The sequence below is a fragment of the Bradyrhizobium sp. CAR08 genome, assembly GCF_052871955.1.
Genome location: NZ_JBIXJX010000036.1, coordinates 24,069 through 35,513, shown reverse-complemented (window position 1 = coordinate 35,513; position 11,445 = coordinate 24,069). Strand labels below are relative to the sequence as shown.

General features: G+C 58.2%; 7 protein-coding genes. 2 read left to right on the top strand and 5 right to left on the bottom strand.

Going from position 1 to position 11,445, the window contains the following annotated elements; genetic code table 11:
- The 5 genes from ACIPUD_RS38365 to rfbC form a co-directional block, all read right to left on the bottom strand.
- On the bottom strand, positions 1–3,142 hold a 3,142-nt coding region (locus ACIPUD_RS38365), incomplete at its 3' end, for a N,N-dimethylformamidase beta subunit family domain-containing protein (RefSeq protein ID WP_446482806.1).
- An 83-nt stretch (positions 3,143–3,225) separates the two neighbouring features.
- On the bottom strand, positions 3,226–4,137 hold the full coding sequence (gene rfbA / locus ACIPUD_RS38360; RefSeq protein WP_247821497.1) for a glucose-1-phosphate thymidylyltransferase RfbA: 912 nt from the start codon (positions 4,135–4,137) through the stop codon (positions 3,226–3,228).
- Positions 4,046–5,056: a dTDP-4-dehydrorhamnose reductase gene (rfbD, locus tag ACIPUD_RS38355; protein WP_247821496.1), complete on the bottom strand. Its 1,011-nt coding sequence runs from the start codon at positions 5,054–5,056 to the stop codon at positions 4,046–4,048. The genes rfbA and rfbD overlap by 92 nt, the downstream gene beginning before the upstream one ends.
- Positions 5,043–6,101 carry a dTDP-glucose 4,6-dehydratase gene (gene rfbB, locus ACIPUD_RS38350; RefSeq protein WP_446482805.1) on the bottom strand — a complete coding sequence of 353 codons (1,059 nt, stop codon included), beginning with the start codon at positions 6,099–6,101 and terminating at the stop codon, positions 5,043–5,045. The genes rfbD and rfbB overlap by 14 nt, the downstream gene beginning before the upstream one ends.
- 28 nt (positions 6,102–6,129) lie before the next feature.
- Complete coding sequence (rfbC, locus tag ACIPUD_RS38345) at positions 6,130–6,687, bottom strand: dTDP-4-dehydrorhamnose 3,5-epimerase (protein ID WP_247821494.1); 558 nt, start codon at positions 6,685–6,687, stop codon at positions 6,130–6,132.
- Between the two features lie 345 nt (positions 6,688–7,032).
- On the opposite strand from rfbC, the gene ACIPUD_RS38340 reads away from it, so the two are divergent.
- Positions 7,033–9,369: an AAA family ATPase gene (locus ACIPUD_RS38340; RefSeq protein WP_446482808.1), complete on the top strand. Its 2,337-nt coding sequence runs from the start codon at positions 7,033–7,035 to the stop codon at positions 9,367–9,369.
- Positions 9,370–9,436: 67 nt separating this feature from the next.
- Entirely contained in the window at positions 9,437–11,443 is a 2,007-nt protein-coding gene (locus tag ACIPUD_RS38335; RefSeq protein WP_446482804.1) for a hypothetical protein, read from the top strand.
- Positions 11,444–11,445 lie beyond the last annotated feature (2 nt).

Genomic DNA, 11,445 nt, shown 5'->3' with positions numbered 1-11,445 from the left:
CGCCAGCGTCGGGATCGGTATCGTTGGTCAGCACATTGCCTGTGCCGGGCGAGCCGGCCGTGCCGTTGTTGATACCGCCCTTCTCCGTGGCGTTCGCCGTGTCCGCGACGGCGGTCGGTGGCGTGTTGTTGCCATTGCTGGGTACAAACACCACGTCCGCCCAGTAGTTCGAAGAAGAAAACGTATTGGTCGGGAAAATTCCGGCCGTGCTGGTACCACCGTAGGAATAGACGCCATTGCCGCCCGATGTGGCGGAGGAAGGCGCGGTCAAATTGCCGCTCGTGAACGCGTTGACGAAGAAACTATTCGTGGCCACGTAGGCGCCGTTGGTATGATACGAAGCAATGTAAGTTGTATTGGCAGCGATTGTGACCGGGGTTGCCAGATTGACCGTTTGCCAGCCGCTTGCCGACGTAATGGTAAAGGTCGCGCTGGCAAGCTTGGTACCGGCCGAGGTCCAGAGGTCGAGGAGGTCGGAGTTCGTGTCGCTCGGGCTGCGATAGAATTTCAGCGCGGTGATTTGTCCCGCCGTGGAGGAGGTAAACTTCACGCCTACTTCAAGCGGCGTGCCATCGTTCAAACTGGTTTGGGCCGGTACGTTGGAAGCAGTGAAGAGGCTTGCCCCGCCATTCCCACCCCCTCCCGTGATATTGACACTGACGGTGGCGGGAGTGGTTTGCATGTTGATACTGTCATCGGTCGCGCGCGCTTCGATGACTCGCGTACCAGAGCCCGAAGCAACCCACGTATAGTTCCAGTTCGTCGTGCCGCTCGCCGGGTGCCACGTCGTGCCGCCATCAGTCGAAACTTCGATACCGGCCACACGTCCGCCGTCGTCGGAGGCTGTGCCGGCAATCGTGACCGACTGGCCCTGGCTGATGTTGGCCCCACCTGCCGGAGAGCTGATGACAGCCGATGGTGCTGTGTGGTCGGTGGTCGGCTGGGCGCTCACAACGCCCGCCTGCAACGTTTGCGGAGTCACTCCCATGTCGGCAAGGAGATTCACCATCGACTGCTGCACGGCAGTGCTGACTGGCGCGGTGAGGCCCCTGTACGAAACATATTGGTCTGACAATCCCCACGACCACATGACCGTGCCGGCACCGAAAACCAGAGCACCACTCTCCGGATCACGGTAGAGCGTGAGGCTGTGCGTGGCCGTCCCAGAGCCGGTCGTCGCCCCATTGTCCAACAGCAGCGTATTGACGTTGCGCGTCGTCGACGACATGTCGATCAACCCGGCGGGCCGGGAACCGTTGTCAAGATCGCTATCCCACTCGTAGCCAAGCAGGTTGGTCAGCGTTCCTCCGGTGCCGCTGGCAATGCTGGTGTTTCGCCAAAAGCGCAGCTGCGACATGCTGGCCGGGACGGTGATGTTGTCGAGCGAGCCGATATCATCCACGGTGAAGATCGTACCGGAGAGAGAGTTTTCCGGAGTACCAGGTCCATAAAGCGGATCACGAAACAGGCCCGCGCCGCCGTTGGCCGTGCCATTCGGGTCGAGTTGCGTGCCGCTCCAGATGTCCTTGTACTCGACGATCGTCCGGTTTGCCGAATGGCTAGCATCGAGGCTCGCTGCGAGTTCGACATCCCAATAGATTTCGTTGCCGCTCAAGAAAGCCAGATCGACCCCCGCGTCGCGCGCGGCGGTGACATTGGCGAATTGCGATTGCGACCAATATTCGTCATGGCCAGCGTCCATGTAGGCGTTCGTGTTCAGCAGCAATCCTGCAGTGGTTGCGCTATCGATGCCCGAAATGTAGCTGACGTCGTAGCCGTTTCGCTCCAGCCAGTAAATTGCGGCGTACTCCTCGCCAAACAGGAAATCCTGCGGCCCGGCCAGGTTGGAGTTGGAGTTGATCGCGAGCGGACGATTGTAGCTTACGGCATACGCACGATCGTTATTAGTTCCGCTGGGACCTTGATACAGATTATATCCACCCCATGGATTGTACGCCTCCCAGGTCATGTCGCTGGTTTGGAACAGAATGTCCGAGGCGGAGCCATCATTGCGAACGATAAACGGAATCATGTTCTGGAAATTGCCAGTGTCCGTCGTCAGCTTTGCAAAATAGACCCCGGAAACAGCATTGGCAGGAATTGTCCATGAATCTGTTATAGACCAATTCCCCGCATCAACGGTGTTGGTTGGATCATTAAAGAGCGGTGCCGGTTGGTTGGCCGATCCCGTATGGTGCATGCTGGTGACGAGGCGCGCGCCGTTGCCGCCATAGTAGCCGAGCCGATAAACATCGAGAGTATAGCCGCTCAAGGCGGTATCGACCTTGAAGGAGACTGTCTGTCCCGCATTAGTGCTGATCTGTGTCGTGAAGCCTTCGATCTGCGAGTCGCCTTGGTTATCGAAGGAGCCGTGGATCGCCCATACGCTCTCGGGCGTACCCGCATTCTGATTCTCAGTGACGATTTTGTTGTTGGCGTCTGTGAACGTTGTGGTTGCTGTCTGGCTCCCGGAGGTTGCAGTGAGCTTCATAGTGGCACCGGTGGCCCGACCATCGGCTGGGACCTGCCACCGCGCGACCACCGTGCCGTTGAGGAGACCATCTACGTCGCCGCTACCGCCGTCCGTGATCGTGAACGGCGCATAAGTGTCGGGATTTCCGTCGATTCCCGGTGCACTCGGTAGGTCCGCGATCTGAAATGTAATCGGCGCGCCAAAGCGCATACCGTTGGCAGTAAACGTTGCAGTACTGCCAGGCGCATAGTCGGCATGGTCAGTTGTGACCGAGAGCGAACCAGCTGTGAGTGAATTGACGGCCGGCCCGCCATGTACCCCGAGAGGCAGTGCGGCGTCGGCGGCTGACGGCAGGAACGGGACCTGCCTGTTGAACGAGACCTGCCTGCTCAACATCCCGGCCGTGGACAACAAATCTGCCAATCTTGCCTGAGACGCCTGCTGGCCCGTGCCCGCCATCACATTGGACAGGTCTTCTGACCCGCCGACGGGCGCCGCGCGCGGTCGGGTCCAAGACCCCTCCCATGCGGGTAGACCGTAGCTGCCGTTGATCGCATTCAGGATTGCCATGCGCGGCGAGTCGATATCCGGCCAGCCGAGATCACTTTTTTCAAGGTTTTCTTCCGAAGAGAGAAGCCTTGCTTTTCGAGAAGCGCTCGCCCCTGGCATGGCCACCCTCCGTAAATTCTCGCAGAAAATCAATTTAATTTAAACATCTTTTCATGTCAATTCAATGCGATATTAATTATCGTTTAATTTAAATCGGAACTCGCTTTGGCGGCGAAGGATAGGCGCGGAAGCCGCGAAATTTCACCCAGGTATTTGCCATATCCGCTCTTCTCCAGTGGCTGGGCCAGCGCGAGGACCTGATCGCGATCTATGAAGCCCAGCCGGAAGGCAACCTCCTCAAGGCACGCAACCTTCATGCCTTGGCGCTTTTCAAGCGTTTGCACGAACATTCCTGCATCAATTAGCGATTCGACCGTGCCGGTATCGAGCCAAGCAAACCCCCTCCCCATCCGCTCAACATGGAGAGCGCCAGTTGAAAGGTAGCGCATCTGCAGATCGGTGATCTCGAGCTCTCCGCGGGCCGATGGTTCAACGCGGCGCGCCAACCGCACAACGCGATTGTCGAAGAAATACAGACCGGTGACCGCCCAGTTCGAAGCTGGCCGTATGGGCTTCTCCTCGATCGATATCGGGCGGTCCGCCTCATCAAACGCGACCACGCCATATCGTTCTGGGTCACGCACGTGATAAGCAAAAACCGTTGCGCCCTCTTCACGTCCTGCCGCCCTGGCAAGCAGTTCGCCCAGGCCGTCGCCGAAGAAAATATTGTCTCCAAGGACCATCGCCACGCGATCGCTTCCGATGAAATCCGCGCCGACAATGAAGGCGTCCGCGAGACCGGCGGGACGGGTTTGTTCCGCGTAGCTGAGCCGAATGCCCCATTGGCTGCCGTCCCCCAGCAATCGTTCGAACTGACACCGGTCTGAAGGCGTGGTAATAATTAGAATGTCACGGATACCCGCCAACATCAGCGTCGACAGGGGATAATAGATCATCGGTTTGTCATAGATCGGGAGCAACTGCTTGCTGATCACGCGGGTGATCGGATAGAGGCGCGTTCCGCTGCCGCCAGCCAGCACGATTCCCTTCAGCATCGGTTTCTCCTTCTCCGACCAGCTGGTCCAGACAAGCTTGAAGTGAATGGCGCCAAGACGCCAGGCGAATCCCGAACACGCGTTCGGCCTTGGATGAGTCGAGGCGCGAGTTCCGTGGCCGAGGCGCAGCGGTCGGAAACCCTTCAGTCGTGATCGCCTCGAGCACCGGAATCCGCGCTCCGCGACGGGAAAGCTCGTCGAAGATTGCCTGCGCAAAGTCGTGCCAGCTTGCCTCGCCTTGACCGGCGAGATGAAAGATGCCGGCCGCGGGCCGGCGATCGACTGTTACTGACCGTTCTGCGATCTGAAGGACGGCCCCCGCGAGGTCGTATGCGTAGGTCGGATTTCCGTGCTGGTCCCGAACAACCCTTACGATGGGCTGCGTCTCGCACAACCGCAGCATCGTTCGAACGAAGTTGCTGCCATAGGGGCTGTAAAGCCACGAGCATCTGATCACGGTCGCGAGCGGATGCGCGGCCAATACAGCAGCTTCGCCGGCAAGCTTCGACGCGCCGTAGACGTTCAACGGCGCGGGAATGTCGCTTTCGTCGTACGCATCCGGTTTCGCGCCGTCGAATACATAATCGGTCGAGAGATGGATGAGTGGAATGTTCATCCGCCAAGCGACATTTGCGAGCGTCGCCGCGCCATCGCGGTTGATGCTGAACACCTTCGCTGCTTCAGATTCGGCCTGATCAACCGCCGTATAAGCGGCTGTATTGATCATTGCAGACGGCGCGATCGACGCGATGATCTTGTCGATCCCTTCGCGGTCCTCGAGATCGAGTTCTCGGTGCCCGAGAGCCACCGCAGGCAGACCGCGCATTGCAGCGAGATCACGAAGACACTTTGCCAACTGACCATTCCGCCCGGCAATGAGGATCGGTCGATCTATCATCTTCACCTCAATGTTGGGCAACGAGGAGACCCAGGCGCGAGCCGTCATAGACACCGCAGCGAGCACGCTGCCACCATGCACGATTGTTGAGGTACCATCCGACCGTTTCGGCCAAGCCCTGTTCGAAGGTTCTCGTCGGTTCCCAGCCAAGTTCGCGATGCGCCTTCGTCGCGTCGATTGCATAGCGCGCATCATGTCCCGGACGATCCGGCACGAACGTAATGAGAGATCGTCTCGTTCCCGCGCCCAGGGATAACCGATCCACCACGTCACAAATCCGGGTGACCACCTCCAGGTTGGATCGCTGGCCATCTCCGCCGAAATTGTACTTCTCGCCCGGTCTTCCTTCGTACAGAAGTCTTATCAAGCCAGCGGCATGATCATCGACATGAAGCCAGTCGCGAATATTTCTGCCGTCGCCATAGACCGGTAGCGGCTTCCGGTCGAGCGCATTGAGGATCGTCAGCGGGATGAGCTTTTCCGGGAACTGGTACGGCCCGTAATTGTTCGAACAATTCGATACGATGACCGGCAGACCGTAGGTTCGAAACCACGCGAGTGCGAGGTGGTCCGAGGCCGCCTTGCTCGCCGAATACGGCGAACTCGGCCTGTAGGGCGTGTCCTCGCGAAACAAGCCCTCCGGCCCCAACGACCCGTAGACTTCGTCTGTCGATACGTGGATGAAGCGGAACTGCTTCCGCCGCGGAAGCGGCAGACGTTCGTAGTAGGTCCTGGCCGCCTCCAACAGAGTGTAGGTACCAACTATATTGGTGCTGACGAAGGCCTCGGGTCCGGTGATCGAACGGTCGACGTGGCTTTCGGCGGCCAGGTGTATGATCGCATCCGGCTCGTAGTCGGCGAACGCGAGATCCATAGCCTCTCGATCGCAGATGTCGGACTGCAGGAATGTATAAGACCCCAGCCCCTCGATGCTCGCCAGCGAAGTCAGGTCGGCTGCGTATGTCAACTTGTCGATGTTGACCACCGCGGCACTGGTCTGCAGCACCAAACGGCGACACACAGCAGAACCGATAAAGCCCGCTCCGCCGGTCACCAGGATACGCATTCCACCCATCTCCACTATTTCATCTCCACTATTCGAAAACGCAAGCAAGCTGGTTGAGCGCAGGAAGGGTCTGGTCCTTTGGCGATATCTGAGCCTCTGACGGTGTGACGGGCCACTTGATCGCTAATGCGGGATCAGCCCAATAGACGCCGCTGTCATGGCTCGGCGCGTAGATTTGGTCGACCTTGTACAAGACGACGGTCTTAGGCTGCAGGGTACAGAACCCATGCGCGAATCCCTTCGGAATGAACAGCTGCTCGCTGCTTTCGCTATCCAACTGGATGGCGACGTGCTTGCCAAAATTGGGCGATGAACGTCGGAGATCAACGGCAATATCGAGAATGGCCCCATTCAACACCCGTATGAGCTTGGCCTGGGCGAAAGGCGGTCGCTGGAAATGCAAGCCGCGCACCGTGCCGATCCGATCTGAGCTGGATTGATTATCCTGAACGAAGTCATGGAGGATTCCCTTCTCAGCAAAAGCCGATCGCTGAAAGGTCTCACAGAAGTACCCGCGGGCATCGGAAAACCGATCTGTTCGAATTACTTTGACATCGGGGATCGCCAAGGATCGCAGTTCCAGCATTGGGCACCTCCTGCCGGCCCTCAATATTTCCCCATCGGGGTTAGTTGCGGCGGACCATAAATATCCGACGGAATTTAATTATCCGCCCGCCGACCCGCCTCGAAACAATCACATTATTCTCGATGCAAATACCGGCCAGACCGTAACTCCTAGAATATCCTCTATTTTGCTAACGCCCGACCGAAAACGGCAAAGCCGCCGTCATTTTCAATTTCACTTACATTAATATATGATTTATTTAATTTGGCAAGCAGATTTTTATATGCATATAATCCCCACCGCGTGCGCGCCCCTTGGTCTGCGGGCGAGCGGCCCCAACGTGACCCACCGTCGGACAGGTACGTGATGCTCCAGAACAATCTTCGACACACGGATAGCGTACGGCTGCCTGTGACCGGGCTGGCCCAACCCGTTCAAACGGACAGCGGAGGAATCAGCGACGTCATCAATTTCGGCATCGGGCTTCTACGACGCCAATATCTCATGATCCTTGTCACTGCCGGGCTCGTAACTGCAGCCAGCCTGCTTTATCTCCGGCTGGCGTCTCCAACCTATACGGCGCAGGTTCAGATCCTGTTGGCTACTCCAAGGCCCCAATTTGTCCAGCAGCAATCGCTCCTCGCCGAGCCGGCCTTCGATCTCAATCAAATCGAGACCCAGCTTCAGCTCCTGAGATCAAAGGCCACTGCGGTGGCGGTCATCGACCAGTTGAAACTGTCGGACGATCCGGACTTTAGTGCGACAGGGCTATCTCTACAGTCGCTCTGGCAGCGAATTCGGTCATGGGCGTCGATTGGATCGAAGAACGATGGCCCATCCGATACCCATGGCGAACCATTAGACACTATCGTAGACGCGTTTCTCAATCGGCTTTCGGCAGGGCGTGTCGGGTACAGCAACGTCATCGAGATCAGCTTTAATTCGAGCACCGCACTCCGGGCCGCGGAGATCGTCAACGCCGTAGCCAACACCTATGTTGCGGACCAGCTCAATGGGAAATTCGATGCCAATCGCAGGGCAACAAGCTGGCTGCAGGAGAGGCTGCGCGATCTCGGCGACCAAGCCCTCGCTGCACAACGTGCCGTCGACGTCTACAAGACCCAGAACAATATCGTTTCTTTGGACGGAAAGCCCATCGACGACCAGCAGGTCACAGAAATCAACAACCGATTGGCTGCCGCTCGCGCCCAGACCTCTGAAGCCACGGCCAAGTTGGCTCGCTACGAAACCCTCCTTGCCTCCGATCCGACAAAGCCGTCCTCGATGAACAATCTGGATGCAATCGGAGCCGATTCGACAAACAGTCAGATCATCAACGGGCTGCGTCAGCAGTATCTGGAACTCATGAGGCGTGAGGCCGAGTTGTCGGCCAGGGTAGGTCGCGACCACCTAGCAGTCGTCAATATCCGGAACCGCGCGCGGGAATTTCGCGTCTCCATTTTCGACGAAGTCAAAAGACTTGCCGAAGTCAGCCGAAGCGAGTTCGAATTCGCCAAACAGCGGCAACAAGAAATCGAAAAGCAACTGTCCAAGGCCGTTTCGCAGTCCCGTTCAGTCAATTCTGCCGAGCTGACCATCAAGGAGTTGGAAAGCCGGGCAAAGGGTTTGCGTAGCTTGTACGAGACCTTTCTGCAGCGTTACATGGGCTCCTCGCAGCAGGAGACATTTCCCGTCTCGGAAACGCGGGTACTTTTCCCCGCATCGCCGCCGCCGAGCAAGAGCAAGCCAAAGACAATGTTGGTGCTGGCGTTCGGCATCTTGGGCGGTCTCGCGATGGGCGTCGGCTTGGCGCTCCTCAGAGACATCATGGACCGCGTCTTTCGTACCTCTTCACAGGTGGAAACTGTGCTGGAATTGCCTTGCCTGTCTTTAGTCCCATTGTTACCGGCCCGCAAATCCGCGAAGCTACCAGTTCGCTCCCAGCCAACCGATGATGACGTTCAACAACGGATAGTTCCGTCTCCAATGGCAATTCATCGGACCGTGGTCGGAATGCCGCTATCTCGATATACCGAGGCCATTCGTTCCATCAAGCTAGCCATCGACCACAATCCGGCCAAAATCTCCTCCCAGGTCATCGGCATTACCTCGGCCCTGCCGAATGAGGGGAAGACTACGATTGCAGCCTCGCTCGCGCAATTGATCGGGCACACCGGCAAGAAAGCGATCATCGTCGATTGCGACCTCAGGAATCCCTCACTTTCTGCGATCTTTGCGCCCAGGGCTGTCAACGGAATCATCGAAGTTGCAAACGGCAGCCGATCCCTGGCGGACACGATTTGGCGAGATCCCACGACGAACCTTGCATTTCTACCCGCCGTGCGGCGGGGATCTCTGCTTCACACCAGCGAGATTCTGTGCGCCGACGCAATAAGCAAGCTGTTCGACCGCCTGCGAGCTGACTATGACTACGTCATCGTCGACCTTCCTCCCCTGACCCCGTTAGTTGATGTCCGAGTCACTTCATCTCTAATAGACGGCTATATTCTAATTGTTGAGTGGGGCCGCACCAAAATAGATGTCGTGCAGCACGCACTGCACACGGCACCCAACATTCATGAATCGCTGATTGGGGCAGTTCTCAGCAAGACGGATACCAAGGCAATGGCTCGATATGACGGCCATCGGAGCTATTACTATCATGACAGCCACTATATCCGTTATGGCCTTTCCGGCTCTTGATGCTGTCTCGTAGCGGCCTGCACGTTCTCCGGCCACCGGAGTGGCCGCACCACACCATGGTGTTTACATGATTATCTGGCTTGTCCTGTTAGCCGAGTTTGTGGCGATCACCGCGGCGCTCGCAATGCCGGAAAGCCTGCAAAGCTTGGGATTGGCATCATTCATACTAGCAACAGCCGCGCTCGTTGTAGCGATCTTTCCATCGCCCGCCTCCCTCGGGCTCACCAAGCTGCTCCGGACTGGTCCCGTCGTTGTGCTCGCGGCTCCGGCCCTCTGGATGGCGTTACAGGTGGTGCCGATGCCTATGGACACGCTCGGAAATCCCATCTGGGCAACTGCTTCGGCGGCTTTAAGCGAGCCGCTCGCCGAAAAAATCACACTCGATATGGGGGCGACTATGCTCTCGCTGGCGCAGTATTGCGCTGTGCTCGCCGCGGCCCTCGTCACTGCGGTCATCACGCTTGACCGATATCGCGCAGCGCAAGTCCTGCATATACTACTGTCGATAGCCACGATTGCCACGGCCATGTGGTTCGGCAAGGAAACTGCCGGTGTCGCCGGGCCCGATGGCTCAACCGTCGCAGTGCTCGGCGTCTTGCTCTCCTGCGCCACGGCAATACGCGCGGCCGATCAAATAGCCCGGCACAGTCGGCCAGGAACAGTTGCGCCAGTTCCGTTCCTTGCTCTGTCCGCCGCGACCATCGCAATGATTGTCTGCTTGGCCGCGCTGCTCATTCGGACCAACTCCACCGCCGTCGTCGCCGCCCTCCTCGGATCAGCAATCTTGCTCTCGGTTTTCGTTATTCGCAGGTGGTTCTTGGGCTTGTGGGGCACCGCTGGCGTTTTCGCAACCGCCGCAATATTCTTTATTGCCAGCGTAACGGTTATTCCGTTTAGGACGAACACCGATGTGACGATCGCCTTGTCAACGAGCAGTCAGATCGCGACAGAACGGATGCTACAGGAGGTCAGGCCGGCGGGATCCGGTGCCGGCGCTTCGACGGTCCTTTTGCCGCTTTATCGGGACATTGGAATCGGCGCCCCGCGAGAAAGGCCAACGGCTGCCGCCGCAATGGTTATAGACATGGGCTGGGCGTTCCTTTGCGGCCTTGTAGTAATAGCGATGCTCGGCGCTTGTATTCTGATCAGGCGTTCTCTGTCACGAGCTTACGACTACGTGTACCCCGCCTTGGGCGGCGGTGCTTCGATTGCACTGACGATACTGGCCTTTGCCGACCATGGAATTCTGGGTTTGGGCGCATCGCTTTTGGTCGCTGCGCTTTTTGGGCTGGCGTTCGGTCAAAGCGTCTCCGGTACGGGCCGAGAGGCCATATCCTTGGAATCGAAAGAGGCTTCGGACTGGATGGCCGGTCCAGCTCCGGCGTCTCGTCCAAGGCTAGCGCCAGCGTTTGCCATCCCATGGCCGCGCGCTGCTCTGGCGGTGCTTGGAATAGCGCTGATCATACAGACGATATGGATGGTCCTCCCTGGCCGGTATCTCGGAGATCAGTCTTCTTTGTCGCCAGCCGTTTCGGCCGCAGCAGCATGGCCAAACGGGATCTCGAAACCAGTTTCGGCTGCGGCAGCGCATGAAGACCTTTGGATCCGAGGGGAATCACGATCCCGTGGAGATCCGGCTCTCGCCGCGGACGAGCAAAAAACGGAACTTCCGGCAGCGTCGAACGCGTTTGCCGGCGCGCTGCGCTCGTCGCCGCTCCGCGGCGACATTTGGCTCATGCTCGCGGCGGCGCCGAAACAGAATTCGATCCGGACGGCAGCCATGCTCAAGATGTCGTACTATACTGCGCCGAACGATCTGGATCTGCTTCCGTTAAGGCTGTCCGTCGCGCTCGCTACAGATGCTGTGGTACGCGAGCTTGAATTTCGGGACTTGATCAAGCGGGACGTCAGCCTCGTCGTTACGCGTCGACCTGCTATTAGACCAGCGCTTGTGGCCGCGTACCGGTCAGCCTCGGCCGAGGGGAAGATCTATCTCGAGAACTTAATTTCGGAGCTCGATCCGACCTACCTCGACAACATGCGCGCGCGGAATTCCCGGCAGGGATCTCGATAGGA